Origin of the sequence: Roseateles sp. (assembly GCF_965262435.1) — a bacterium.
In the GTDB taxonomy this organism is placed as follows: domain Bacteria; phylum Pseudomonadota; class Gammaproteobacteria; order Burkholderiales; family Burkholderiaceae_C; genus Paucibacter_A.
Genome location: NZ_OZ253537.1, coordinates 5,303,113 through 5,329,760, shown reverse-complemented (window position 1 = coordinate 5,329,760; position 26,648 = coordinate 5,303,113). Strand labels below are relative to the sequence as shown.

The window sequence follows — 26,648 nt, the reverse complement described above, 5'->3', positions numbered from 1 at the left end:
GTTGATCTGTAACTGCGGCGCATGCCGAGCTTCAAGGGCGGCCCGTGCGTTGGCCGCCTCGGCCTTGGGTCGCCGCTCCCGCTTGGACCAGCTTGAAAAAGTCCATCTGCTCTTGCAGCTGGGCGGCCTGGGCCGAGAGCTGCTCCGCGGTGGCCGAGAGCTCTTCGGAGGCCGAAGCGGTCTGCTGCGTCGAGCTTGAAAGATGGTGCATGGCGCTGGTGATCTGGGTCACACCTTGCGACTGCTCGCCCGAGGCAGCCGCGATCTCCTGCACCAGCGCCGACGTCTTCTGGATCGAGGGCACCATATTGCTGAGCAGGACCCCGGCTTTTTCCGCCAGTCGTACGCTGGAACTGGCCAGGCTGCCGATCTCCTGTGCGGCCACCTGGCTGCGTTCGGCCAGCTTGCGCACCTCGGCGGCCACCACGGCAAAACCCTTGCCATGCTCGCCCGCGCGCGCCGCCTCGATCGCGGCATTCAGGGCCAGCAGGTTGGTTTGATAGGCGATGTCGTCGACGATGGAAATCTTGGTGGCGATCTGTTTCATCGCGTCCACCGTCATGCTGACGGCCTGGCCGCCTTCCATGGCTTCGGTCGCAGCCTGGGTGGCCATGTTGTCGGTGATGTGCGCGTTGTCGGCGTTTTGCTTGACGGAGGCCGCCATCTCTTGCAGCGAGGCCGTGGTTTCCTCAACATTGGCGGCCTGTTGCGAGGCCGAGTGAGACAGCGATTGCGAGGTCTGCGACACCTGGTCCGACGCGCTCGACAGCTGTTCGGCCGCGGCCCTCACCTCGACGATGGTTTCGGCCACGGTGTCGATCAGGCTGTTGAACTTCTCGCCAATCTGGCGGAAGAAACCTTGTTTGCCTTCCAGGGGGATGCGCTGGCTGAGATCACCCTCGGTGGCTGCGCTGGCCAGGGCATCGAACTCACGTTCGGCGGCCAGCTGATCGCTGCGATCGGTCCATTGGCCGACGCTGCCCACGGTCTGGCCGGCGGCATCGCGAATCGGCGAGGTCGTGACGGCATAGTGGCGCCCGCCCAGCTGCAGTTCGTCCTGCACCGTGGCAGTGAGCGAGCGCAGCTGGGCCAAGGCCATTTGCGGGTCGCGGTAGAACATGCCGGCGGAGCCCCCGACGATGCGGCGGGCATCAAAGTTCGGCAGCTCGGCACGGATGGCGCTCTCGTCGCGCAAGGCCAGCTGGCTCAGCGCCTGGTTGATGTAGACGATGGTGCCGTCGGCATTGGCGATTCGCACCGGCATGGCGGCCACGTCCAGGGCTTCCTTGATGCGTGCGTTCTCGGCCGCCAGGGCCAGCTCGGCTTCGCGTGCGGCGAGCTCGGCCGTGCGGTCCTGCCACTCGACCACCGTGCCCAGGCGTGTGCCCTGGGCATCGATGATGGGGTTGGCGATCAGCCTGAAGGTCAGCCCGGCCACCTTGATTTCGGTTTTGTATTCAGCCTTTAGATTGCCCAAGAGATTGCGCTGATGCGCCGGGTTTTTATGGAACTTGTCGAAGTTCTGGCCGACCAGCTCTTGGACATTCAGCTGCGGCAATTCGCGTCGCAGGGCCGCTTCGTTGCCCTGCATCATCGCCATCACCGAGGCATTGGTGTAGACGATATTCCCGTCCGGGTCGGCCACCATCACATTGGTGGAGCAGCGATCCAGTGCCTGGCGCACTCGGCCGTTTTCCGCCGCCACCCGGCTGTCGCGTTCATTGCGCTCGCGCAGCTGGGCCTGCATCTTCTCCAGGGCCTGCAGGAGTCGTGCGGTTTCGTCTTTGCCCTCGCTGCGGAATTGCTTGTTCAGTTCGCCCTGTCCGATGGCTTCAGCCACCTGGCTGGCGATGGCCAACGGCCGCGTGACGCTGCGGGTCAGCCGCCAGGCAGCCGTCGCGCCCAAGATCAGGGCAGCGGCAGTCAGGCCGGCCATGAACTTCTGTATCAACTCATACTCCCGCGTGCTTTCCGCTGCATCCATCTCGGCGTCAGCGACTTGCAGGCTCAGACCTTCGTGAACCGCTGTCTGCAGCGCCTTGGCCACCTGACTGGCCTTGTTCAGCAGCAGCTCGGCAGCTTCGTTGTCCTTGTTCTGGCGTGCGAGTTCGAAGACCTGATCATCCAGCGCTCGGGTTTGGGCACTCAGGGTCTGTATCTGTTTGAGGAGCTCGCGATCCTCTTCGCGCGTCGAGTTTTTCACCAGCTTGCCCATGGCGGTATCAAATTCGCTACGGGATTCGGCGATCTTCTGCTTTTCACTCTCGATTGCATCGGCTGCACTGCGCAGGATGGCGCTGCGGATCAAGCGTTGTTCGACATGCGTCTGCTCGGACACCTCATTGAGCTGCACGATGCGGGTGAAGTTTTCGTCCACCAGGTGATGCAGCATGTGCTGGAGGTGATTCAAATCACGCCAAGCCAGCCCCACCAACAGGGCCAGCAAACTCAGCACCATGGCAAAACCCAGCCCGAGGCGCTGACCCACTTTCATGTCTGTGATGGACATTGTTTGACTCCCAAAAAAAGAGGCGGATCGCCTGTGATCAGCGCGCTCGAACACGGGCACCCGAGGCAGGTGAAGCTGGTGTCACCTTGAGCTTGAAGAAAGCCATCTGCTCCTGCAGTTGGCTGGCCTGTGCCGAGAGCTCCTCGGCCGTGGCAGACAGCTCCTCGGATGCCGATGCGGTCTGCTGGGTGATGTTGGACAACTGGTGCATGGCGCTGGTGATCTGGCTCACACCCTGGGACTGCTCGCCTGAGGCCGTGGCGATTTCGTAAACCAGCTCCGAGGTGCGGCGGATCGAGGGCAGCATGCCGCCGAGCAGATGCCCGGCCTTTTCGGCCAGGTCGACGCTGGAGCCGGCCAGCTTGGAGATGTCTTGGGCCGCGGCTTGGCTGCGTTCGGCCAGCTTGCGCACCTCAGCCGCCACCACCGCAAATCCCTTGCCATGCTCGCCTGCGCGGGCGGCCTCAATCGCGGCATTCAGGGCCAGCAAATTGGTCTGGTAGGCGATGTCGTCGATGATGGAAATCTTGGTGGCGATCTGCTTCATGGCCTCGGCCGTGGAACCGACGGCCTGGCCGCCCTCGACCGCTTCGGCCGCAGCCTTGGTGGCGATGCCATCGGTCAACGTGGCGCTGTCGGCGTTCTGCTTGACCGAGCCAGCCATCTCCTGCAGCGAGGCGGTGGTCTCCTCCACACTGGCGGCCTGCTGTGAAGCCGAGTGCGAGAGTGACTGCGAGGTCTGCGAGACCTGGTCTGAGGCGCTGCCCAATTGGTCCGCCGCCGCACGCACATCGACGATGGTCTGGCTGATGATGTCGATCAAGGCATTGAACTTTTCGCCAATCTGGCGGAAGAAGCCCTGCTTGCCGTCCAGGGCAATGCGCTGGCTCAGGTCGCCGTCCGCCGCCGCACTGGCCAGGCTGTCGAACTCGCGTTCGGCCGCCAATTGTTCGGTGCGGTCCTGCCATTGGCCCACCGTACCCAGCTGGGCTCCGGCTGCGTCCCGAATCGGCGAGGTGGTGACGTCGTAGTGGCGGCCACCCAGCACCATGGCGCTGCGCGCGGTCTGCGTGAGCTGACGCAGCCGCTCCATGGCGGCCTGCGGGTCGCGGTAGAACATGCCGATTGATCCACCGATCACCCGGTTGGCATCGAAGCCCGGCAGCTCCTGGCGGAAGGCCGCCTCGTCGCGGCGCAGGATGCTCATCAGGGCTTCATTGGCGTAGACCACGGTGCCCTCCGCGTCGGAGATGCGCACCGGCATGTCGGCCACGTCCAGCGCTTGCTTGATGCGCGCGTTGGCGGCCGCCAGTTTCTGCTCGGCCTCGCGTGCGGCGAGTTCGGCCGTCAGGTCTTGCCACTCGACCACCGTCCCGAGGCGCTGGCCCTGCGCGTCGGTGATGGGGTTGGCGATCAGCGAAAAGCTCAGACCGGCCAGTTGGATGCGCACGCGGTGTTCGTCGCGCAGGCCGGCGAGCAGATTTCGCTGGTGCGCCGGGTTGCGGTGGAAAACGTCGAAGTTTTGGCCAATCAGGCGGGAGACATCCAGACCCGGCAACTCGCGCCGCAAGGTGGCCTCGTTCCGCTGCATCATCTGCAGAACCGATGGGTTGGCATAGACGATGATGCCGTCTGCGTCGGCCACCATCACATTGGTGGAGCAGCGGTCCAGCGCCTGTTTGACCCGACCGGTTTCGGCCGCCACATGGGCATCTCGATTCAGGCGCTCGCGCAGATTGCCCTGCATGGCACGCAGGCTGTGGAGCAAGCGGCCGACTTCGTCGCGGGCGGTGTCTTCGGTGTTGAAGTCCAGATCGCCCTGTGTCACCGCGTCAGCGGCTGCCAGGGCTCTTGCGAGCGGCCGGGTGACCGAGCGCACGATGGTGTAGCCCAGGCCCAGGCTCATCAGCATCAAGCCCGCCAGCGCGCCAAGAATCAAGTTGCGCTGCTGACGCAGGGTGTTAGCTCGCTGCTGCAACATGTCTTGCAGCACACCGGCCGTCGTGTTGATTAGTGAGAGCTGGGCTTCGACGGCAACGCTGCCATCGGCGAACAGTTCCTGCGCGGTCTTTCTTGATTTGGCGCCAGCACGCAGCTCCTGTTGCAGGTGGCTGCCAAAGTTCTCCGCCGCCTGGTCGGCTGCGTCGAAGGGCGCGCGCAAGGACTTGAGGGCCTCGGGTGCGGCGGCGACGGCCTTGTCGATCTGGCGCTTGCTGCGTTCGCGCCAGAAATTGATTTCACGCATGGTTTGCCCGAGGGCCTGGCGTTCGCTGTCATCGACCTCTCGCCCGGCTGCGGTTGTGGCCAGCATCGCGGCACCTTTGCCCCGACCTTGAGCGACGGCCTCGGTCAGGCGAGGCATGTACTCGGCCAAGGCCGTGACCAGGAAGTAGCTTTCCTCCACCGGGTCCAAGGACAGGCCTGAGACGTCTGTCACTCTCTCAATCAGCAGAAAGAGGGCGTCGACCAGGGCGGTGTGGGCCGCGAAGCTGGCGCTGCTGTCGATGCCTCGTGCCTTGATCTTGCCCAGCAAACCGCGCCAGCTGTCGTCGAATTGTTTGACCCTCTCCCGCACCAGTTGGTAGTGCTCACCTTCGGGAATCGACTGCTGCAAGGCCGTCAGGCTGTCCTGCAGCTGTTTCTCCGCCGCCAGGCGCGGCGCCTGCGCGCTGTCGTCGCCATTGAGCATGCGGCTGGCCACCCCGCGGTGCGTCTGCAGATGTTGCAAGACCACCACCGAGGCCTTCAAAGGATTGAGCCCCAGACCTTCATTGACGGCGCTCGCGACCTGGGCCATTCGGTCTTGCAGCACCATGATGGACGGGATGCCGCATGCCAGCAGACTGAGCAGACCCAGCAGCAAAAAACGCTGCCACAACATGAGGTGACGGAGGGTGTTCTGCATGGCGACGGCTTTCGAGGGCAGGTGAGCTAACGCGTCATTTCAGTTGGGCTTGGCGGGCTGTGCCTGCCGCTCAAGGCCTCGCTTGGCCTGTTCGCGTTCGCGCTGGCCGCCGCGGATGGCCGCGGCAGTGAGGCCGGGCACATCCAGCAGCAGGGCGACTTCGCCCGAGCCCAGGATGGTCGAGCCGGCCAAGGCCTTGAGGTGCTGGAAGATGCCTGAGAGTGGCTTGATCACGGTCTGGTGCTCACCCATCAGGCGGTCAACGATCAGGCCCAGCCGGGTCTGGCCATCGCGCACCACGACCACGCTGCGGCGCCGTCGGTCGAGGGCATGGGCCGTGGATGTGCCGGCGGCCTCGCTGTCTTGCTGGATGCCATAGAAGCGCGCCAGGTCCAGCCAGGGCAGAACCTCGCCGCGCAGATTGAAGGTGCCGCTGATGCGGCGCTGGCCGACCGGGCGTTCGGCCTCGCGCTCGCATTCCGCGGGCACGTCGATGCATTCGGCCACCGCCGCCAGGGGCAGCACATAGTTGACGCCACCGACCAGGGTCAGGAAGCCGTCGATCATGGCCAAGGTGAGGGGCAGGCGGATCTGGGTCAAGGTGCCGCGGCCGCTGCTGCTGCTCAGGCTGATGGTGCCGCGCAGGCTTTCGATGCTGCGCTTGACCACGTCCATGCCGACGCCGCGCCCGGACAGGTCGGTGATGGCTTCGGCGGTCGAGAAGCCCGGCAGAAAGATCAGCTGCCAGACCTCATGGTCTGACAGCACTTGGTTGTCATGGATCAGCTCGCGTTCGATGGCCTTGTTCAGGATGCGTTCGCGGGCCAGGCCGCGGCCGTCGTCGCTGACTTCGATGACGATGGAGCCCGCTTCATGGAAGGCATTCAGGGCCAGCCGACCCAGGGCCGGTTTGCCCGCCGCCAAGCGTTCCGGCGGCGCCTCCAGGCCATGGTCCATGCTGTTGCGAACCAGATGCATCAGCGGGTCTGCAATGGCGTCCACCATGGACTTGTCGAGCTCGGCGTCGCCGCCAGTGACGACCAGCTCGACCTCCTTGCCGAGCTGCTTGGAGATGTCGCGCACGACACGCTGGAAGCGCGCGAAGGTTTCGCCGATCGGCACCATGCGCAAGGCGAGGGTGCCATCGCGGGTTTCCTGCACCAGGTCCATGACGCGCGAGTTCGCTTCCACCAGGGCTTCGTTGCCCTCCAAGTGGGCAATCATCTGGGCGCCCGATCCGGCGATCACCAGCTCGCCGATCAGGTCGATCAGCTTGTCCAGCTTGTCAGCGCGCACCCGCACAAAGCGGGTCTCGTCGCCCGCGCGGCGGTCGCGGCCGCCCTCGCGGCGCTCGCCGACGCCGCTGCGCCGGTCGCTGCCGCGCGCGGCATTGGGTTCGGGCGTGGCGGCACGGCGCTCGATATGGGGCACGAGCTGCGGTTCCGCAAGGTCGCTGTCGTTCTCGTCGGCGACGGCCACGCTTGCCAGCCGCAGTTCAAAGCGCAGGCCCATGCCGTGCCAGCAGTCGAACAGCGCGGCACGCGCGGCCGCGTCGTCGCCGCAGCGCAGGCTGGCCAGGGCCTCGAACTCGGCCGGCGGGGCGCCGGGCGCGAGGATCTGGACGTCGCTGTCGTCGACCGCGAACTCGAACACGCGTTCGATGTCCTGGCGGCTGGCCGGGCTGTCGAAACGGACCTCAAAGCCGAGATGGCAGGCTTCGGCGTCCAGGTCTTCCAGCGCCGGCACGTCCTGAACCTGGGTTCGTACCGCCAGCACATCGCCGAGGGTGGCCAGATAGCGCAGAAAGGACAGCGGGTCCAGGCCGTTGCGCAAGGCGTCCTGATGGAAACGCAGGGACAGATGCCAGCAGCTGCGCACCGCCGCATCGCTCGCAGCGGACTGCTGCATGGCCGACGCTGCAGGCGTGCTGGCTGGCTCGGCAGGCTTGGTTGACTCGGTCTGACCCAGCAAGGCACGCAGTCGGGCTGCCAGGGCCTGGCTGCTGGCTTTCACCGCCGGGTCTTCCTGGCCGCTGCGCACTTCTTCGAGCAGGGCTTCCATCTGGTCGCGGCTTTCCAGCAGGGCGGCGACCACGGTGTCGTCGAGCTGGCGCTGCCCCGAGCGCAAGGCCTCGAGCAGGGTTTCGGCCTCATGGGTGAAGGCCACCACCGCGTCGCAGCCGAACATGCCGGCCGTGCCCTTGATGGTGTGGGCGGCCCGGAAGGCGGAGTTCAGGCTCTCGCTGTCGCCGGGTTCGCTCTCCAGCACCAGCAAGCCTTGCTCGAACTGGCGCAGCATGTCCTGCGCTTCATCGAGAAAGCCGGCGCGGGCAACGGCCAGGATCTCGGCATCGTCGTCAGTCATGGACATGGCGCTTCCTCCTCGCTGGCCGCGGCTTGCGGCTCCAGATCGGCGTCGAGGCCGTAGCAGCGCAGGCCCGCCAGGACCACGGCACTGGGCTCCAGCAGTTGCAGGTGGGCGCCGCGCAGCTGCAGGGTCCGGCGCGCGGACAGCAAAAGCTGGATGCCGGCACTGTCGAACTCGCTGATCGCCGCGAGCTGCAGGCTCAGGTCGCCCTGCAGCGCTGGCAGCAGTTCCAGGAGCTTTTGGTGGACCTCGCTGGCTTGTGCGATCGTCAACTCAGGCCCCAGGGGCCAGACCAGGGCGGTCGAGCCGTCTTGTGTTTCGGACATGGACGTCATCCTTCGCGCGCCTCAGTGGTTCCGGGCGCAGTCACGTCGATCTAGCAGGCTTCAGACACACAGCTTGTTGACCGCATCCACCAACTGCGAGGGCTGGAAAGGCTTGGTGATCCAGGCCTTGGCGCCGGCGCTGCGGCCCTCGGCCTTTTTGGATTCCTGGGACTCGGTGGTCAGCATGATGACCGGCGTGAACTTGTAGGCCGCCTGGGACTTCACATGCTTGAGGAAGGTCAGGCCGTCCATATTCGGCATGTTGACGTCGCAGACGATCAGATTGATCTTGGCGCCGGTCAGCTTGCCGACGGCGTCCTGGCCGTCTACCGCTTCGATCACGCTGTAACCGGCCTTCTGCAGTGCCAGCTTGACGACGGTGCGAAAGCTGCCGGAATCGTCAACGACCAGAATGGTTTTGCTCATGTCGCAGGTCCTCTCGGGAAATGTCAGTCAGATGGGGGGAGGTCAGAAGAAGTCGACCTTGTCGGCCTTGGGGGCAGCCGGCTGGCCATGGTGGAACTGCCGTTGTTCTTCGGTGGTGAAGCGGGCTTCCAGGGCGTTCAGCCAGTCCTGGGCGCTGTTGTCGGTCACGTCCGCCATGCTCGGCATGCGGGCCAAAAACTGCTCGGTGTCCAGGCGCAAGATGTCGGCCATCTGCGCCAAACGGTCGCCGAACTGCAGGCCGTGCATGGCCTGCTCGCTCAGTGTTTGCATGTCCCGGCTGAGTGCCTGGAGCTCTTCGCGCGTGGCCTGGCGCGCCAGCATCTTTTCGAGCTGATCCTGCAGTTCCAGCAAGCTGGAGAAGCTGGCCAGCAGCTCCTGCGCACCGTTCTGGGTGGTGGATTGAATGGCGCTCAGCTGCCGGGCCCAAGCAGGTATCACAGCCGTTGCCATCCGGCGTACGCCGGCATCGAGCGAAGGTGGGGCGGCGAGTGGGGCCTGGACCGTGGAATCGGTGTCGCGGCGTGCCCAGAGCAGGCCTGTTGCGGCGGCGCTGAGCAGCACGGCGGGCCAGTCGCGCTGCCAGAGCAGCCAGCCAGTCAGCAAGCTCAAGATCAGCAAGGGCAGGCCCAAACGCACATCGAGTACGCCCCGGAGGCCGGGCCTGTGTGCGGCCCATGGGGCGCCTCTGAGGGGGGGACTCATCCGCTCTGCCTTTCTGCAATGGGTCTGGCCCATCTGCGCACGACCAAGGGGGCCGCTCTGACTTGCTGGAAATTCAGTCTCCCCGGCCTACCTGTTGCTAGCAAGCCGGATAAAGAGGCAATTTAGCAAGCTAATCGCCACACTTGCCGGGAAAGTGAATATGACGACCGCCTGTTGCTCGGCGAATACAGACGCAAAAAAACCGCCGCGAGCGCAAAGCTCGGCGGCGGCTGGGTGTTGCTGGCGGGGCTGCCGAAGCGGGCAGCCCAGGAGGAGCTCAGTGAGCGTTCGGTGCGCTCTGCACCTGCGGGGCGCGTGTGACACGGGTCTTGCCTCCGGTGGTCACCAGGATCACGGCTTCGCCGGGGTTCAGGGTTTCATTGCCTTTGGCCTGGACGACGGAGCGGCGCTCGCCGTTGCGCAACTGGACCAGGACTTCGATCGCTTCTTCGCGAGTGGAGCTGCGTTCGATGGCATTGCCGATCACCGCGCCCGCCACGGCACCGAGCACGCCGACGATCTGGCCTTCACGACGGCCGCCCACCGAGGAGCCTGCGACTGCTCCGACGACACCGCCGGTGACGGCGCCGGCGCCGCTTTGCGAGCCGTCAACGGTGACGCTGCGCACACTCAGCACGGTGGCGTCCTGGACCACAGCCATGCGCTGGGCTTCGTTGCGCTGGATCACGTCGGGGCTGGTGGTCGAGCAGGCGCTCAGGGCGGCGAGGGCGATCAAACTGGCGCTGATGAGGGACTTGTTCATGGCTTTCTATCTCCTGGATGCTGCACGTGGATGCGGGTGCAACGGGATCCATTGTGCAGTCGTTGACCGATGTCATCCGTTCGGCACGGGGCGCCCGGGCAGGTACCGGGCACTGCCGCTGCCGGGCGCGGTGCATGCACCTTGCCTCAGAGACTCAATCGTGCAGGCGGCTGCTGCGCGGCACGCAAGCGAGCAGGAAGTCCATCTGGTCGGCCAGGATGCGGCGGCCGCGCAGAATCATGTCTTCGTGCAGATTGGGCACATAGGGCAGGTAGAGCAGGCTCATATGGGCCTCTTCAGGCATGCGGCTGCCCTTGCGGCCATTGCAGCCGCGGCAGGCGGTGATGCAGTTCATCCAGCTGTCGGCGCCGCCGCGTGAACTGGGCTGTATGTGTTCACGCGTCAAGTCGTCCGGGTGAAAGCTGTGGCCGCAGTAGGCGCAGATGAAGCGGTCGCGGGCGAACAGCTTGTTGTTGGACAGCGCCGGAGCCTGCCGCCAGGCGCGGCTGGGTACGGCACCGCGAACCGCAATGATGGGGTGGACCTCGATGCGCGACTGCAAGCCGGTGCGACGCTGAAGGCCGCCTCGCAGCACTTGGCAGGGCTGGCCCAGGGTCCAGGCCACGCCGTCGCTGGCGTAGATCACGGCCGCTTCACGGGTCGTGATCCAGGCCTGCGGCCGGCCAGAGACATCCAGTTGCAGCACATCCACGGGGCGAACCTCCTGCTCGGAGCGTACTGCAAGAACGGTGCCGGACTCAAGTTTTGCTGTGCTGGCGGCCCGCTTGGCCCTGGATACCGGCGAACTGTGGCGAGCCTGCTACCGCCGACCCGTTGCCACGGTCGCTTTTCACGAGCGGGTCAAAAACACCGTGGCTTAGGCTAAATCCTCTAAAAATCCGGGCGAAAACCTTGCCTGGATGGCTTCGCTTTCTGCAAAATAGAACGATCGTTCGTTTTATTATGCGAAGCGTAGTCGGCAGGTCCACGGGAATCCGCCGGCGCTAGCCAGTCAGCCTGTACCTCAGAACACCTCACCCAGGAACCCGCCCGTGGCCCTTGCCGATCCGATCCGTTCCAGCACTGCCCAGGCCATTGAGCCTGCGGTCAAGCCTGCGCGCGTGACCCGGTCGCTGCAGAAGGGTTTGCACACACGTGCTGTCATTTTGGAAGCAGCCCTGGGGCTGGCCTCGCACATGGGTCTCGAGGGCCTGTCGATTGGCGCCCTGGCCGATGTGACCAAGATGAGCAAGTCGGGCGTGTTTGCCCATTTCGGATCGCGCGAAGAGTTGCAAATCGCCGTAGTGATGGAATACCACGCCAAGTTTGAGGAAGAGGTGTTCTACACCGCCATCCGCGAGCCGCGCGGCCTGCCGCGCCTGCGCGCCTTGTTCGAGCGCTGGGTGCGCCGCGTCTCGGTGGAAATCGACTCGGGCTGCATCTACATCAGCGGCGCGGTCGAGTTCGACGACCGGCCCGGTCCGGTGCGCGATGCTCTGGTGGCCATGGTCAAGGCCTGGCATGCCGCCCTGCACAAAGCCATCGTCCTGGCGCAGCAGGAAGGGCATCTGCATGCCGATGCTGATGTTGAGCAGATTCTGTTTGAGCTGCACGGCCTGATCCTGTCTCTGCACCACGACGCCCGTTTCATGCGCAAGCCTGGCGCGCTCGACCGGGCCGGTGTGGGCTTTGAGCGAACCGTCCAGTTTTACGCGACCGAGGCCGGCTTGCAGGCCGAGGCCGCCTTGAACTCACCCGAGCAGTCACCCAAGCCGGCGGCCAAGAGCCGCCGAACCTGATCCTTTATCCCTTTCCGTTCGAAACCAGGAGCACACCATGCCCCAGTACAACCCGCCGCTGCGCGACATGCAGTTTGTGATGCACGAAGTGCTGAACATCGTCGACGAGCTCAAGCAGTGCCCCAAGCACGCTGACATCGATGCCGACACCATCAATGCCGTGCTGGAAGAAGGCGGCAAGTTTGCGGCCGAGGTGCTGGCTCCGCTGAACCTCAGCGGCGACGCGGAAGGCTGCAAGCTGGACAAGGCCACCCATGAAGTGACCCCGCCCAAGGGCTTCAAGGAAGCCTATGCCAAGTATGTGGAAGGCGGCTGGCCAGCCCTGGGTTGCGACCCTGAGTACGGCGGCCAAGGCCTGCCCCTGGTGGTCAACCAGGCTTTCTATGAAATGCTGAACTCGGCCAACCAGGCCTGGACCATGTACCCGGGTCTGAGCCACGGCGCCTACGAGTGCCTGCATGCCCATGGCACGCCCGAGCAGCAAGCCACCTACCTGCCCAAGCTGACCAGCGGCGAATGGACCGGCACCATGTGCCTGACCGAACCGCATTGCGGCACCGACCTGGGCCTGCTGCGCAGCAAGGCCGAGCCGCAAGCCGACGGCACTTACAAGATCAACGGCGCCAAGATCTTCATCTCGGCCGGTGAGCACGACATGGTGGAGAACATCATCCATCTGGTGCTGGCCCGTTTGCCGGACGCACCCGAAGGCTCCAAGGGCATTTCGCTCTTCATCGTGCCCAAGTTCCTGGTCAATGCCGACGGCAGCCTGGGTGCCCGCAACGGCATCTTCTGCGCCGGCCTCGAGCACAAGATGGGCATCCACGCCAACTCGACTTGCCAGATGGTGCTGGAAGACGCGGTCGGCACCCTGGTCGGCCAGCCGAACAAGGGCCTGGCCGCCATGTTCGTGATGATGAACGCCGCCCGCCTGGGCGTGGGCAACCAGTCTCTGGGCCTGACCGAAGTGGCGTACCAGAACGCTGCCGCCTACGCCAAGGACCGCATCCAGATGCGCGCGCTGAGCGGCCCCAAGGCGCCCGAGAAGGCGGCCGACCCCATCATCGTCCACCCCGATGTGCGCAAGATGCTGCTGACCGCACGTGCCTACGCCGAAGGCGGCCGTGCCCTGTCGACCTATGTGGCCGTGACCCTGGACAAGGCCCTGGCCAGCGATGATGAAGACGAACGCAAGGCCGCCGATGATGAAGTCGCGCTGCTGACGCCCATCATCAAGGCCTTCATCACCGACAACGGCTGGATCGCCACCTCGCACTGCATGCAGGTCTTCGGTGGCCACGGCTTCATCCACGAATGGGGCATGGAGCAGTTCGTGCGCGACGCGCGCATCAACATGATCTATGAAGGCACCAACACCATCCAGTCTCTGGACCTGCTGGGCCGCAAGATCCTGGGCGACAACGGCGCGAAGCTGAAGAAGTTCGGCAAGAAGATCGCCGCCTTCGTCGAGGAGGAGGGCACCAATGAAGCCATGCAGGAGTTCATCAACCCGCTGGCCGATATTGGCGACAAGGTCACCAAGCTGACCACCGAGATCGGCATGAAGGCCTTCCAGAACCCCGATGAAGTGGGCGCTGCTGCGGTCGACTACCTGCGTGTCGTCGGTCACCTGACCTTCGCTTACTTCTGGGCCCGCATGGCCAAGGTGGCGTTGGAGAAGCAAGCCAGCGGCGACAAGTTCTACAGCGCCAAGCTCTCGACAGCCCGCTTCTATTTTGCGAAGCTGCTGCCGGAAACGGCCACGCTGATTCGCACCGCCCGTGCCGGTCTGCAGCCTTTGATGGAAATGGACGAGGCGCTGTTCTAAGCCACACGTTCACCTAGCACCCCAGCCCGGCCGCCAGAGCCGGGCTTTTCACACCGAAACCAGGAGACGCCATGAAGAACTTGTTCGCCGCTGCCGTACTCAGCCTTGTTGCCGCAATGGCCTCAGCCCAGACCACCCCGGTGGGCCTGTGGAAGACCATCGACGACGACGGCAAGACCGAGAAGTCCCTGGTCCGCATCACCGAGAGCGGTGGTGTGCTGACCGGCACCATCGAAAAAGTCTTCGATCCGGCCAAGCAAGACGCCAAGTGCGACAAATGCGCCGACGAACGCAAGGACAAGCCGGTGCTCGGCCTGACCATCCTGCGCAACGTCAAGCAAGACGCCAGCGACAAAGAGCATTGGACCGGTGGCGAAATCCTGGACCCCAACAGCGGCAAAACCTACAAGGCGCGCCTGACACCGATTGAAGGTGGCAAGAAGATGGAGATGCGTGGTTACATCGCTTTCTTCTACCGCACCCAGGTCTGGCAACGCGTCGAATGAAGTGAAGTGAAGTCACGATGAGCGGACTGCGCCTGCGCGCGTGTTCCCTCCCGAACCCGAGTCCGGTGCCTGAGAGCGGCGCCGGACCCCTAGAAAAAGCCAAGCCTCTTCCAAGGAGAAGTACGTGAGTCGATTCCAAGTTCGCAAAGTTGCCGTGCTCGGCGCTGGCGTGATGGGCGCGCAGATTGCTGCGCATCTGGTCAACGTCAAGGTACCGGTCGTGCTGTTCGACCTGCCGGCCAAGGAAGGCCCGAAGAACGGCATCGTGGCCAAGGCCATCGACGGTCTGAAGAAGCTCAAGCCCGCGCCGCTGGGTGATGTGGCCGACGCCGCACTGATCCAGCAAGCCAATTACGAAGAGCACCTCGAGCTGCTCAAGGACTGCGACCTCATCATCGAGGCGATTGCCGAGCGCATGGACTGGAAGCTCGATCTGTACACCAAGATCGCGCCCTTCATCGCCCCGCACGCCATCGTCGCCTCCAACACCTCGGGCCTGAGCATCACCAAGCTGAGCGAAGTGCTGCCGGAAGAAATCAAGCCGCGTTTCTGCGGCATCCATTTCTTCAATCCGCCGCGCTATATGTACCTGGTGGAGCTGATCAACACCCCGACGACCCGTCCGGAAGTGATCGATCAGCTGGAAGGCTTCGTCACCACCGCCGTCGGCAAGGGCGTGGTTCGCGCCAATGACACGCCTAACTTCGTGGCCAACCGGGTTGGCATCGCCGGCATGATGGCCACCATGATCGAGGCCGAGAAGTTCGGCCTGTCCGTGGACTTGGTCGATGACCTGACCGGCAAGAAGCTGGGCCGCGCTTCCAGCGGCACCTTCCGCACCGCGGACGTGGTCGGCCTGGACACCATGGCCCATGTGGTCAAGACCATGCAGGACACGCTGCAGGCCGACCCCTTCTTCAGCACCTACGCTACGCCCAAAGTGCTGGCCGGTCTGATCGAGAAGGGCGCCCTGGGCCAGAAGGCCGGCGCGGGCTTCTACAAAAAGGTCGGCAAGGACATCCAGCGCCTGGACTTCGCCACGGGCGAGTACGTTGCTGGCGGCAAGAAGGCCGACGAGATCGTCGCCCGCATGCTCAAAAAACCGGCTGCCGATCGCATCAAGCTGCTGCGCGAATCGAGCAATCCGCAGGCCCAGTTCCTCTGGTCCATCCTGCGTGACAGCTTCCACTATGTGGCCGTCCACCTGGCCACCGTGGCCGACACCGCGCGCGAGATCGACTTCGCCATGCGCTGGGGCTTCGGCTCGCAACAAGGTCCCTTCGAGCTGTGGCAAGCCGCCGGCTGGAAGCAAGTGGCAGAGTGGGTCCAGGAAGACATCGCTGCCGGCAAGACTCTGGCCAGCGCGCCGCTGCCCGCCTGGGTGTTCGAAGGCCCGGTGGCCGAGAACGGTGGCGTGCACAGCGTCAACGGTTCCTGGAGCGCCGCTGAAGGCAAGTTCAAGGCCCGTGCCGAACTGCCGGTCTATGCCCGCCAGGCTTTCCCGGAGCGTCTGGTCGGCGAAGGCGCCGTCGAGCCGCTGAAGGCCGGCACCGAGCTGTTCAAGAACGAGGAAGTGCGCGTCTGGACGCTGGACAACGAGGTGGTCATCGCCTCCATCACCGCCAAGCTGCACCTGATCAGCCCGACCGTGACCGAGGGCCTGCTCAAGGCCGTCGAGATCGCGGAAAGCGGCTACAAGGGCCTGGTGATCTGGAGTCCGGACGATGTCTTCTCGGCCGGTGCCAATCTGGAAGCGCTGATGCCGGTCTTCATGAAGTCGGGTGCCAAGGGCATCGCGCCGGAAGAGAAGAAGCTGCAGGACATGATGCTGCGCGTGCGTTACGCCCAGGTCCCGGTGGTGGCTGCCATGCGCGGTCTGGCCCTGGGTGGCGGCGCCGAGCTGGCCGTGCATTGCGCGCGCCGTGTCGCGCACATGGAAAGTTATGTCGGTCTGGTGGAAGTGGGCGTGGGCCTGATCCCCGGTGGCGGCGGCCTGACCTATATCGCCCGCCGTGCGGCCGAAATGGCAGCGGCCGGCAACTCCGGCGTCGACCTGTTCGCCTTCCTGAAGGACGGCTTCACCACCGCGGCCACAGCCAAGGTGGCGACCTCGGCCCTGGAGGCCAAGAAGAACGGCTTCCTGCTCGACAGCGATGTGATCGTGCCCAACAAGGACGAGCTGCTGCACGTGGCCAGCGCCCAGGTCAAGGGCTTGTTCGAGTCGGGCTATCGCCCGCCGCTCAAGGCCTTGTTCCCGGTGGCCGGTCGCTCGGGCATCGCCACCATCAAGGGCCAGCTGGCCAATATGCGTGACGGTGGTTTCGTCAGTGCGCACGATTTCCATCTGGCCGCCCTGATCGCCGATGTGGTCTGTGGTGGTGCGGTGGAAGCCGGCTCCATGGTCGACGAGGAGTACCTGATGTCGCTGGAGCGCAAGCACTTCTGCAGCTTGCTGGAACACCCCAAGACGCAGGAACGGATCATGGGCATGCTCCAAACCGGAAAGCCTGTACGTAACTAAGGGCTACTGCGCGAACGTCATGCGTCGTTGGGCGGTGCTCGGAATCCTCACGACCCTCAAGGTCGTTCCGGTTCCTGCGCTCCGTCCGCCTCGCCTGATGCTCGCTCGCTACGCCCCGCAACACTGCTTAGATTCCTCGATCCGATGAACACCGCTCCCAACCGCCTCGCACGTACCTTGGCCAAGCTCGATGCCTGGCCAGCGGCTGTGCGGCCGATGGCGCGCAATCTGGCGCTGCGCCGAGCCGTGCCCTTCACGGGAACGGCGAAGCTGGACTTTGTGCGCCTGGATACGGAAGTGGCGGAGATCGCCATCGCCAATCGACGGCCGGTGCAGAACCACATCGGCGGCGTTCATGCCGCGGCGATGGGCTTGCTGGCTGAGACGGCGACGGGCATGGTGGTCGGCATGAATGTGCGCGACGACTGCCTGCCGCTGTGCAAATCCATGCATGTGGATTTCAAGAAGCGCGCCAGCGGTGCGATGCGGGCACGCGCCACGCTGAGCGCTGCCCAGCGCGAGCTGATGTTGGCCGAGCCCAAGGGTGAGGTCACGGTGTCGGTGGTGGTGACGGATGAGGCCGGTGTGAACCCGGTTGAATGTGAATTTGTCTGGGCTTGGATACCCAAGACCCCCAAGAACTGAAAGGTTGGTTGAACATCATGGCAAAGCAAGTGCAAGAAGCGTATATCTGCGCCGCCACCCGTCTGCCCATTGGCAAGTCGGGCCGTGGTTACTACAAGAACACCCGCCCCGATGAGATGCTGGTGCGCGCCATCCAGGCGGCCCTGGCCCAGGTGCCGGGTCTGGACCCGGCCGCGATTGAAGACGCCATCGTCGGCTGCTCCTTCCCCGAAGGCGAGCAGGGCATGAACATCGCCCGCGTCGGTGCGGTGCTGGCGGGCCTGCCCAACAGCGTCGGCGGCGTGACCGTCAACCGCTACTGCGCCTCGGGCATCACCGCCTTGCAAATGGCCGCCGACCGCATCCGCGTCGGCGAGGCCGAGGTGATGATCGCCGCCGGTGTCGAGTCCATGAGCATGGTGCCCATGGGCGGCAACAAGCCTTCGCTGTCGCCGCTGATTTTTGAGCGTGACGAGAACATCGGCATCGCCTACGGCATGGGCTTGACCGCCGAGAAGGTGGCTCAGCAGTGGAAGATCAGCCGCGAAGACCAGGACGCTTTCGCTGCCGAGTCGCACCGCCGCGCCCTGGCGGCCATCGAGGCCGGCCACTTCGCTGCCGAGATGACGCCGTTTGAATTGATCGAACGCCTGCCCAATCTGGCCGATGGCTCCATCATCGAGCGTCGTCGCAGCGTCAGCATCGACGAAGGTCCGCGCAAGGATACCTCGATCGAAGGTCTGGCCCGCCTCAAGCCGGTGTTCGCTGCCCGTGGGTCAGTCACTGCCGGCAACAGCTCGCAGACCTCGGACGGCGCCGGCGCCCTGATCGTGGCTTCGGAAGCCGCCGTCAAGCGCTTTGGCCTGACCCCGTTGGCCCGTTTCGTCAGCTTCGCCGTGCGCGGCGTGCCGCCGGAAATCATGGGCATCGGCCCGATCGAGGCCATCCCTGCGGCGCTCAAGCTGGCCGGCATCACCGCTGCCGATCTGGACTGGGTCGAGCTGAACGAAGCCTTCGCGGCCCAGTCGCTGGCCGTGCTGAATGACTTGGACAGCAAGGGCATCGTGCTGGATCGCGCACGAGTGAACCCGAACGGCGGCGCCATTGCCCTGGGCCACCCGCTGGGCGCCACCGGTGCCATTCGCGCCGCCAGCGTGATCCACGGACTGCGCCGGACCGGTGGCAAGTACGGCATGGTGACCATGTGCGTGGGTGCAGGTCAGGGTGCCGCCGGTATCCTCGAGCGCCTCTGATGTCGCAGCCGCACGGCGCTGCAAGGCGCCGGTTTCTGCGCGCCAGCGCGCTGCTGCTGGCGCCTACCGCTTTGGCGGGCTGCAGCGGCGAGCTGCAGTCCTTCAAGACTTGGCGTTATGCCCGCGAGGCGGTGCTGGAGTTGCTGTTCGGTGAGCCGCGCCTGCACGGCAATGCGCAGTGGAATCTGGTGCAGATGCTGCAGCACACGGCGCAGAGCATCGAGTACTCGGTGCGCGGCTTTCCTGAGCTCAAGCCCGCTTGGTTTCGCGCCACGGCGGGGGCGGCCGCCTGGAGCTGGTTCGATGCGCGCGGCGCCATGTCGCACAGCCTGGACGAGCCGATTCCCGGCGCGGCCGCGCTGGACCCGGCGCTGTCCTTGAAGACGGCGGTGCAGCGCCTGCTCGACGCGATGGAGGCTTTCAGCAGCCACCAGGGCGCCTACGCCCTGCACTTCGCCTACGGTGAGTTGACGCGCGCCCAGTACGAGCGTGCCCACCTGATGCACCTGGCCAACCATTGGCAGCAGCTCAAGCCGCCGGCCTGAGTGCAGCCGCCCGCATGAAACCCAAGCCTGCACAATGGCAGGCTTGCAAGGAGAGTTTGAGATGAGCATCAAGACGGCAGTGGTCAATGGCGTGGCGACGATCGAGATCGCCCGCCCGGAAAGAAAAAATGCGCTGACCGGCGCCATGTACGAAGCCATGGCCGAGGCCCTGATCGCCGTCAACAGCGACAAGACCGTGCGTGCCGTGCTGATCCAGGGTCAGCCCAATATCTTCACCTCGGGCAATGACATCGACGACTTCATGAGCCGCCCGCCGCGCGATGAAGACGCGCCGGTGTTCCAGTTCATGCGTGCCCTGCTGGGTTGCGAGAAGCCGGTGATTGCCGCCGTCAATGGCGCCGCCATCGGCATCGGCACCACCTTGCTGCTGCATTGCGATTTCGTGTTCGTGGCCGATGACGCACGCCTCGCCATGCCGTTTGTCGGCCTGGGCCTGGTGCCCGAGTTCGGCTCCAGCCTGGTCGTGCCGCGCCTGATGGGCCATGTCAAGGCGGCTGAGAAGCTGCTGCTGGGCGACCCCTTCACCGGCCCTGATGCGGTGGAATGCGGCATTGCCAACGCCGTGCTGCCCGGCAGCGAGGTGGTGGCCCATGCCCGCCGCGTGGCGGAGCGTTTCAACACCCTGGCGCCCGGTGCCGTGCGCGAAAGCAAGCGCCTGATGCGCCGCCACAGCCAGGAGCAGTTGAACGAGGTGATCAAGGTCGAGGCTGAGATTTTCGCCGCCAAGCTGCGCTCACCCGAGGCCATGGAGGCCTTCCAGGCCTTCTTCCAAAAGCGCGCGCCGGACTTCTCCAAATTTGACTGAGCACCCAGTTCATATGACATTGAGCTCGCGGTAGGGCTGGTTCGCTGCCAACCGCGCCGGGCTCAAGGGGCTGAGGTCCAGGGTCTCGAAGCGGCCGCTGCGTATCCACTCAGCCAGACCGCGACCCACGGCCGGCGCATGCTGCAGGCCATGGCCCGAGAAGCCGCAGGCCAGCAGCAGATTGGCGCAGTCGGGCAGGGCGCCGACCAGGCCGTTGTGGTCAAAGTCGTTCATCTCGTAGTAGCCGGCCCAGGCCCGTTCCAGGCGCAGGCTCTCGAAGCCCGGCACCCGCTGGGCCATGGCGGGCCAGAGCGACTCTTCAAACAGGCCGGCCTCCGGGTCCAGCAGCAGGCCGGGCGCGTCGTTCAGCGGCGTGCCGCCGCAGATGAACTGGTTCGGCCCTTCCGGCCGCAACCAGAGGCCGCTTGGGGCGATCAGCAGCGGGCAGCCCGGCGCAGGCTCGGGGCTGCGAAAGACGTAAACGCTGCGCCGCCTGGCGCTGATGGGCAGGTCCAGGCCCGCCGTGGCCGCCAGGCTGCCCGACCAGGCGCCGGTGGCCAGCACATAGAGGTCCGCTTGCAAGACCTGACCCTGTCGTGTGCGCACACCGCTGAGCGCACCGTGGCTTTCTCGCTGTAGTTCCACCGCTTCATCGGCCAAGTAGCGCACGCCCTGACTCAGCGCTTGCGCACGCAAGGTTTGCAGCAAGGCCCAGCCGTCAAACCAGCCCTCGCCGCTGCGGCCCCAGCTGCCCAAGTGCAAGTCTTCACAGGCCAGCCAAGGCCAGCGCTGCTTCAATTCGGCTGGCGGCATCAGTGCGATGTCGGCGCCGGCCGCGGTTTGGATTGCATGAAGTGCCCGCAGTCCATCGGCGCGCTCGGCCGTGTCGGCCAGATACAGGTAGCCCTGCTCGCTGAGGCCGCATTCCGGATGAGCGCGCAGCCATTTCAGACCGAACTGCGACAGGGCGATGTTCAGCGGCGTGGAGAACTGCTGGCGGATCGAGGCGGCCGACAGGGCCGATGAGGCCTGGGCATAGCTCGGGTCACGCTCCAGCACACGGATCTCGCCGTGCCATCCGCCCTCGGACAGATAAGCCGCCACGGCGCTGCCAATGGCGCCGCCGCCGAGGATCAGAACCGATGAGCTCATGGGTCTGTTGGAGGCGTTCTCTTGATCAGGCTTGCTCAGCGAAAGGGCGGGGCTTGCCTTGGTCGTCGATGGCCACATAGGTCAGATTGGCCTCAGTGACCTTGACCACCTGTGGGTCCATGGGGTTGCGTTCGGCCACCACCTCGACGTGCACGGTGATGGAGGTGCGGCCGATGCGGGTGATCTGCGAATAGAAGGACAGCAGGTCGCCGACCGAGACGCGCTGCTTGAAGATGAACTCGTTGACAGCGACTGTGGTGACTCGGCCGCGCGACAAACGCGCCGGCTGCACGGAGCCGGCCAAGTCCACCTGCGCCATGATCCAGCCGCCGAAGATGTCGCCGTTGGCGTTGGCATCGGCCGGCATGGGCATCACGCGCAACACCAGCTCGCGGGGCAGGGCTGGGGCGCCGGTGCTGGCGGATGCGGCTGGGGTGCTGTCGGTGGGCGTACTGCTGCTGCTCATGGAGTTTCCTGATTCGAGAAGACCTGAATTGTCCGCCAATCGAATCGGCCGCAGTTGGCTGAGTCTGCGGCTGCGCTGGACTGCCGTCCCTATTTGGCGACGGCTCGGCCTCTGGCGAACAAAGCGCCGAGAATCCAGCCCTGACACCCGATGCGGCAGGGCCGCCTCCTCTTGGCCGAAGCCTGCCGATTTTTGACGACGACAACACATGCGTGATCGAACTGCTGCCTTGACAGCCCCCCCGGCTTCCGCACCTGCGGCGGCCCCTGTGCGATCGGATTGGGCCACCATCCGCAAGCTGCTGCCCTACCTCTGGCGCTACCGCTGGCGTGTGGGCCTGGCCCTGGGCTTCATGCTGGCAGCCAAGTTCAGCAATGTGGGCGTACCGCTCTTGCTCAAGTCTTTGGTGGACAGCTTGGCGATCAAGCCGGGCTCGCCCGAAAGCATGCTGGTGCTGCCCTTGGGCTTGCTGATCGCCTATGGCGGATTGCGCCTGTCGACCTCGCTGTTCACCGAGCTGCGTGAGCTGATCTTCGCCAAGGCCACCGAGGGCACGGCACGCAGCATTTCGCTGCAGGTGTTCCGCCATCTGCACGACCTCAGCTTGCGTTTCCATCTCGAGCGCCAGACCGGCGGCATGACCCGGGACATCGAGCGTGGCACGCGCGCCGTGCATTCGCTGATCTCGTACTCGCTCTACAGCATCGTGCCGACGCTGATCGAGGTGGCCTTGGTGCTGGGCCTGCTGGCCTTCAAGTTCGACGCATCTTTCGCCTGGATCACGCTCGGCGCCCTGGTGCTCTACATCGGTTTCACCATCACGGTGACCGAGTGGCGCACCAAGTTTCGCAAGCAGCTCAATGAGCTCGATTCGGTGGCACACAGCAAGGCCATCGACTCGCTGCTGAACTACGAGACGGTCAAGTACTTCAACAACGAAGACTTCGAGGCGAGGCGCTATGACGAAAGCCTGGAGAAGTTGCGCCGCGCTCAGCTGAAGTCACAGTCCACGCTGTCGCTGCTGAACACCGGCCAGCAGCTGATCATCGCCAGCGCTTTGGTGCTGATGCTGTGGCGCGCCACGGCCGGCGTGGTGGCGGGCACCATGAGCCTGGGCGATCTGGTCATGGTCAATGCCTTCATGATCCAGCTCTACATCCCGCTGAACTTTCTCGGCGTGATCTACCGCGAGATCAAGCAAAGCCTGACCGACCTCGACAAGATGTTCAGCTTGCTGGAGCGCGAGCGCGAAGTGGCCGACCTCAGCGATGCGCGCGAACTGCAGGTCACAGGGGCGGCCGTCCGCTTCGATAAAGTCAGCTTCGCCTATGACCCCAGCCGCCCGATTCTTCATGAGCTGAGCTTCGAGATCCCGGCGGGCAAGAAGGTGGCTGTGGTGGGCCCCAGCGGCGCAGGCAAAAGCACGCTGGCCCGCTTGCTTTACCGTTTCTATGACGTGGACTCAGGGCGGATCACCATCGACGGCCAAGAACTGCGCTCGGTCACACAGTCCAGCTTGCGTCGTGCCATTGGCATCGTGCCGCAGGACACGGTGCTCTTCAACGACACGGTGGCCTACAACATCGCCTATGGGCGACCGGGAGCCACGCAGGCCGAGGTCGAGGAAGCGGCGCGCGCGGCCCATATTCATGGCTTCATCAGTGCCACGCCCAAGGGCTATGAAACCATGGTGGGGGAGCGTGGGCTGAAGCTCAGCGGGGGCGAGAAGCAGCGAGTCGCGATTGCCCGCACTTTGCTGAAAAACCCGCCCTTGCTGATTTTTGACGAGGCGACCTCAGCCCTGGATTCCAGCAACGAGCGAGCGATTCAGGCCGAGCTGGAGGCCGCGGCACAGAACAAGACGGTGCTGGTCGTGGCGCACCGTTTGTCGACGGTGGTGGACGCGCATGAAATCCTGGTTCTCGAGGCCGGCCGCATTGTCGAGCGCGGCTCGCATGCCACATTGCTGGCCTTGCAGGGCGAGTACGCCCGGATGTGGCGTTTGCAGCAGGCCGGGGGCGCGTCGGGCGACTGAGGCAAAACCGTCCGCAAGAACGGTGCGCGCCAAGCAAAACGCCGGGCCTGTTGCCAGGTCCGGCGTTTGAAAAGGTGCCAGGCCCCCACTGGGGCTGGCCTGCATACTGCTTGAAATCAGCGAGCGCTGCGGCGACGGCTCAGGCTCAAGGCTGCCAAGGCAGCAAAGCCAAGTGCAAAGCTGCTTGGCTCTGGCACGGTCGAACCGGGCTGGCCCATCTGGATGTTGTCGAAGAAGTAATTTGCAGTGCTTCCAAACAGCTTGATCGAATGGGCCATGCCAGTGAACTCAAACTTGGTGGTTTCCCAGATGCACAGGTCGTCGTTGCTGCTGGGGCAAGAGCCAGCCGTCGGCTTGAAATCTTCCTTGCTGAGCATTTGGCCTTGCTCGTCATAGAGCTCAACGCGCCCGCTGGCGCCACGCCGGCCGGTGTACTCGATTGCGAAGAAATCTGCGAAGCCGCCTTCGACTGTCAAGGTCAGCACGTTCTCTTGTGTCGGGCTGTCGTTGAACATCGCCAGCGCGCCCAAATTCACCGGGTCGCGGAAAAAGTTGCCCGAGCCGCCAGCATCGCGACTGCTGCGAATTCCGAATGCATTGCCGGAAAAGCCGATGCCGAGGCCAGCGTAGGGGTTGTTGCCCGCTTGGCTCAAATTCGCCATGTCGCCGATCGTCTCAAACGTCAGCTGAGGAATCACGGCGCCAGCGAAGGCCGGTGCGGCGACGGCCAGCACGGCGGATGCCACCAATGTCTTGAAAGCGTTCATAAACTATCCCGTTGATTTGATTGATGGGTAGTGAGTTGCAGTGATGCCGGGTGACGGCTGCATCCTGCGAAGCTACCGTGGTGTCCGTTTTCCCCTGGGCTCGACTGTAATCACAGACATGCACGGATGGCGTGACCTGGCCCCCTCCACTTGAGGGGGCTGCGTGCCCGGAAATTCAAGCGGCAGAGGGTTTTCATGGGGGGTGGCCAGCGCGGCTACACTGAAACCGTGGAAACCAAGTGGTTCGAAGATTTCGTCAGTCTGGCCGAGACGCGCAGCTTCTCGCGCTCAGCCCAGCTCCGGCATGTCACCCAGCCGGCCTTCTCGCGCCGCATTCAGGCGCTCGAGGCCTGGGCCGGAGTGGACTTGGTCGATCGCTCCTCCTACCCCACGCGACTGACGGGGGCCGGTGAAACTCTGCTGGCACAGGCCGTGGAGATCTTGGGTAACTTGCAGGCGACGCGCAATATGCTGCGCAGCCACCAGTCCGCCGGACAGGACATGATTGAGTTTGCCGTGCCGCATTCTCTGGCCTTCAGCTTCTTCCCGCATTGGCTGATGGACTTGCGCCAGCGCTTTGGCGCCCTGAAGTGCCGCCTCAACGCCCTGAACGTGCACGACGCCATGTTGCAGCTCAGCGAAGGCAATTGCGACCTGCTGATCGTCTATCACCATGCCAGCCAGCCCTTGCAGCTGGATCCCGAGCGCTATCAGATGGCCTCTTTGGGCCACGAGACGCTGGCGGCCTATGCTCGCGCCGACGGTCATGGCGAGCCCATGTTCCGTCTGCCCGGGCATCCAGGTCAGAAGATTCCATTCCTCAGCTATGCCTCGGGCGCCTACCTGGGTCGTTTGGTCGAGCTGATCGTCAAGGCCTCGCCCTTGCCCTTGAATCTGGACGCCATTTACGAAACCGATATGGCCGAAGGCCTGAAGGCCATGGCGCTGGAGGGGCACGGGCTGACCTTCTTGCCGGCCAGTTCGGTCAAGAAAGAGCTTCACGCTCAGCGCTTGGTGCAGGCCGCGCCTGCGGGACAGTTCGAACTGACCATGGAGCTGCGCATCTACCGCGAGCGGCCTGAGCTGTGCCGGCGCAGCAAACCAGGTGTTCAAGCGCTCTGGGACTTCCTCACCCAGCAGAAAATCGTCTGAGTGCCTGCTATTGCTGTCGGGGCCTTCGTAAAAACACGTATTTGGCAGCGGGCCCGCACGTGGTCTGCTCTGTCATTGCCTGCGGCCGCCGCTTTTCTCCTTCCCGCAACTGAAGTCTTTTGATTCTGGAGTGCTCATTCATGAACAAGAAATCCCTGCTTGTACTCGCCCTGTTCGCAGCCACCGGCCTGGCTCAGGCTCAGGACACGCTGAAGAAAATCAAGGACAGCGGCAGCGTCACCATGGGTGTGCGCGAGTCTTCGGGCTCCTTGTCCTACACCCTCGGCGACGGCAAGTACGTGGGCTACCACGTCGAGATCTGCCAAAAGGTGCTGGCCGATGTGCAAAAGCAGCTGGGCCTGGCCAAGTTGGACGTGAAGTACCAGCCGGTCACCTCGCAGAACCGCATTCCGCTGGTGCAGAACGGCACCGTGGACATTGAATGCGGCTCCACCACCAACAACGCCTCGCGTCAGAAGGATGTGGCTTTCGCGGTCACCACCTTTGTCGAAGAAGTGCGCATCGCCGTCAAGACCAGCTCGGGCATCAACAGCATCGCCCAACTGAACGGCAAGAACGTCGCCACCACCACCGGCACCACCTCGGTGCAGTTGCTGCGCAAGCATGAGCGCGCCACCGGCGTGGACTTCAAGGAAGTCTTCGGCAAGGATCATGCCGACAGCTTCCTGCTGCTGGAGTCGGGTCGTGCCGACGCGTTCGTGATGGACGGCGCCATCCTGGCCGGCAATATCGCCAAGGCCAAGGTTCCGGCCGACTTCAAGATCGTCGGTGAAGTGCTGTCGGTCGAGCCGATCGCCATCATGATCCGCAAGGACGACCCGGCCTTCAAGAAGGCTGTGGACGACAGCATCACGGCCCAAATGAAGTCGGGCGACATCGCCAAGACCTGGAGCAAGTGGTTCGAACAGCCCATCCCGCCGACCAACACCAAGGTCGGCATGCCGGCCAACGACAACACCAAGAACGCCTGGGCCCACCCGAACGACAAGCCGGCCGAGGACTACGCCAAGAAGTGAGTCTGAGCAGCGCAAGCTGAAGCCAGACGGATTTTGCTGTCTGCATGAACGAGGCTGCCGGGATTTCGCGCCCGGTGGCCTCGCTGTTTTTCTGATCGGAGAGCTGCTGTGGCGACGA

General features: G+C 64.4%; 22 protein-coding genes. 11 read left to right on the top strand and 11 right to left on the bottom strand.

The window, feature by feature from the left end; translation table 11 throughout:
* Window positions 1-31: 31 nt before the first annotated feature.
* The 8 genes from ACQY39_RS22875 to ACQY39_RS22840 all read right to left on the bottom strand — a co-directional run bounded on the left by ACQY39_RS22875 (window position 32) and on the right by ACQY39_RS22840 (window position 10,731).
* On the bottom strand, window positions 32-2,509 hold the full coding sequence (locus ACQY39_RS22875; protein ID WP_428510203.1) for a methyl-accepting chemotaxis protein: 2,478 nt from the start codon (window positions 2,507-2,509) through the stop codon (window positions 32-34).
* A gap of 37 nt (window positions 2,510-2,546) precedes the next feature.
* Window positions 2,547-5,414, bottom strand: a complete 2,868-nt coding sequence (locus ACQY39_RS22870) for a methyl-accepting chemotaxis protein (protein ID WP_428510201.1) — start codon at window positions 5,412-5,414, stop codon at window positions 2,547-2,549.
* Window positions 5,415-5,453: 39 nt separating this feature from the next.
* The gene (locus tag ACQY39_RS22865) at window positions 5,454-7,784 is read right to left on the bottom strand and encodes a chemotaxis protein CheA (RefSeq protein WP_428510199.1); all 2,331 of its coding nucleotides are present in this window, start codon (window positions 7,782-7,784) and stop codon (window positions 5,454-5,456) included.
* Entirely contained in the window at window positions 7,775-8,107 is a 333-nt protein-coding gene (locus tag ACQY39_RS22860; RefSeq protein WP_428510197.1) for an STAS domain-containing protein, read from the bottom strand. The genes ACQY39_RS22865 and ACQY39_RS22860 overlap by 10 nt, the downstream gene beginning before the upstream one ends.
* Before the next feature lie 60 nt (window positions 8,108-8,167).
* Entirely contained in the window at window positions 8,168-8,533 is a 366-nt protein-coding gene (locus ACQY39_RS22855; RefSeq protein ID WP_428510195.1) for a response regulator, read from the bottom strand.
* A 42-nt stretch (window positions 8,534-8,575) separates the two neighbouring features.
* Complete coding sequence (locus ACQY39_RS22850; RefSeq protein ID WP_428510193.1) at window positions 8,576-9,172, bottom strand: hypothetical protein; 597 nt, start codon at window positions 9,170-9,172, stop codon at window positions 8,576-8,578.
* Between the two features lie 361 nt (window positions 9,173-9,533).
* Window positions 9,534-10,019: a glycine zipper 2TM domain-containing protein gene (locus ACQY39_RS22845; RefSeq protein ID WP_428510191.1), complete on the bottom strand. Its 486-nt coding sequence runs from the start codon at window positions 10,017-10,019 to the stop codon at window positions 9,534-9,536.
* Between the two features lie 154 nt (window positions 10,020-10,173).
* A complete protein-coding gene (locus ACQY39_RS22840; protein WP_428510189.1) occupies window positions 10,174-10,731 on the bottom strand; it encodes an HNH endonuclease in 558 nt (185 codons plus the stop codon).
* A gap of 340 nt (window positions 10,732-11,071) precedes the next feature.
* Between ACQY39_RS22840 and ACQY39_RS22835 the strand changes: the two genes are divergently transcribed.
* From ACQY39_RS22835 to ACQY39_RS22800, 8 genes are all read left to right on the top strand, one after another.
* A complete protein-coding gene (locus tag ACQY39_RS22835; protein ID WP_428510187.1) occupies window positions 11,072-11,818 on the top strand; it encodes a TetR/AcrR family transcriptional regulator in 747 nt (248 codons plus the stop codon).
* Between the two features lie 37 nt (window positions 11,819-11,855).
* The gene (locus tag ACQY39_RS22830) at window positions 11,856-13,646 is read left to right on the top strand and encodes an acyl-CoA dehydrogenase C-terminal domain-containing protein (protein WP_428510185.1); all 1,791 of its coding nucleotides are present in this window, start codon (window positions 11,856-11,858) and stop codon (window positions 13,644-13,646) included.
* 71 nt (window positions 13,647-13,717) lie between these two features.
* Window positions 13,718-14,152, top strand: coding sequence for a DUF2147 domain-containing protein (locus ACQY39_RS22825; RefSeq protein ID WP_428510183.1), 435 nt, complete (start codon window positions 13,718-13,720; stop codon window positions 14,150-14,152).
* Between the two features lie 124 nt (window positions 14,153-14,276).
* Window positions 14,277-16,673, top strand: coding sequence for a 3-hydroxyacyl-CoA dehydrogenase/enoyl-CoA hydratase family protein (locus tag ACQY39_RS22820; protein WP_428510181.1), 2,397 nt, complete (start codon window positions 14,277-14,279; stop codon window positions 16,671-16,673).
* Between the two features lie 144 nt (window positions 16,674-16,817).
* Window positions 16,818-17,318 (top strand): DUF4442 domain-containing protein, encoded by a 501-nt coding sequence (locus ACQY39_RS22815; RefSeq protein WP_428510179.1) that lies wholly within the window; start codon window positions 16,818-16,820, stop codon window positions 17,316-17,318.
* Window positions 17,319-17,335: 17 nt separating this feature from the next.
* On the top strand, window positions 17,336-18,550 hold the full coding sequence (locus ACQY39_RS22810; RefSeq protein ID WP_428510177.1) for an acetyl-CoA C-acyltransferase: 1,215 nt from the start codon (window positions 17,336-17,338) through the stop codon (window positions 18,548-18,550).
* Complete coding sequence (locus ACQY39_RS22805; protein WP_428510175.1) at window positions 18,550-19,095, top strand: DUF1569 domain-containing protein; 546 nt, start codon at window positions 18,550-18,552, stop codon at window positions 19,093-19,095. Before ACQY39_RS22810 ends, ACQY39_RS22805 begins: the two co-directional genes overlap by 1 nt.
* A gap of 61 nt (window positions 19,096-19,156) precedes the next feature.
* Complete coding sequence (locus tag ACQY39_RS22800) at window positions 19,157-19,921, top strand: enoyl-CoA hydratase (RefSeq protein ID WP_102766211.1); 765 nt, start codon at window positions 19,157-19,159, stop codon at window positions 19,919-19,921.
* A gap of 9 nt (window positions 19,922-19,930) precedes the next feature.
* On the opposite strand, the gene ACQY39_RS22795 is transcribed toward ACQY39_RS22800, so the two are convergent.
* Together ACQY39_RS22795 and ACQY39_RS22790 are read right to left on the bottom strand one after the other, a co-directional pair.
* A complete protein-coding gene (locus tag ACQY39_RS22795; RefSeq protein WP_428510172.1) occupies window positions 19,931-21,073 on the bottom strand; it encodes an NAD(P)/FAD-dependent oxidoreductase in 1,143 nt (380 codons plus the stop codon).
* 25 nt (window positions 21,074-21,098) lie between these two features.
* Window positions 21,099-21,539 (bottom strand): acyl-CoA thioesterase, encoded by a 441-nt coding sequence (locus ACQY39_RS22790; RefSeq protein WP_428510170.1) that lies wholly within the window; start codon window positions 21,537-21,539, stop codon window positions 21,099-21,101.
* A 208-nt stretch (window positions 21,540-21,747) separates the two neighbouring features.
* Here ACQY39_RS22790 and ACQY39_RS22785 point away from each other — a divergent pair, with 208 nt between their 5' ends.
* Window positions 21,748-23,574 (top strand): ABCB family ABC transporter ATP-binding protein/permease, encoded by a 1,827-nt coding sequence (locus tag ACQY39_RS22785; RefSeq protein WP_428510168.1) that lies wholly within the window; start codon window positions 21,748-21,750, stop codon window positions 23,572-23,574.
* A 116-nt stretch (window positions 23,575-23,690) separates the two neighbouring features.
* Here the strand turns inward: ACQY39_RS22785 and ACQY39_RS22780 are convergent, their stop codons facing one another.
* Window positions 23,691-24,341 carry a PEP-CTERM sorting domain-containing protein gene (locus tag ACQY39_RS22780; protein WP_428510166.1) on the bottom strand — a complete coding sequence of 217 codons (651 nt, stop codon included), beginning with the start codon at window positions 24,339-24,341 and terminating at the stop codon, window positions 23,691-23,693.
* Between the two features lie 228 nt (window positions 24,342-24,569).
* Here ACQY39_RS22780 and ACQY39_RS22775 point away from each other — a divergent pair, with 228 nt between their 5' ends.
* Both ACQY39_RS22775 and ACQY39_RS22770 read left to right on the top strand, forming a co-directional pair.
* The gene (locus tag ACQY39_RS22775) at window positions 24,570-25,493 is read left to right on the top strand and encodes a LysR family transcriptional regulator (RefSeq protein WP_428510164.1); all 924 of its coding nucleotides are present in this window, start codon (window positions 24,570-24,572) and stop codon (window positions 25,491-25,493) included.
* A gap of 140 nt (window positions 25,494-25,633) precedes the next feature.
* Window positions 25,634-26,530, top strand: a complete 897-nt coding sequence (locus ACQY39_RS22770) for a transporter substrate-binding domain-containing protein (protein WP_428510162.1) — start codon at window positions 25,634-25,636, stop codon at window positions 26,528-26,530.
* Window positions 26,531-26,648 lie beyond the last annotated feature (118 nt).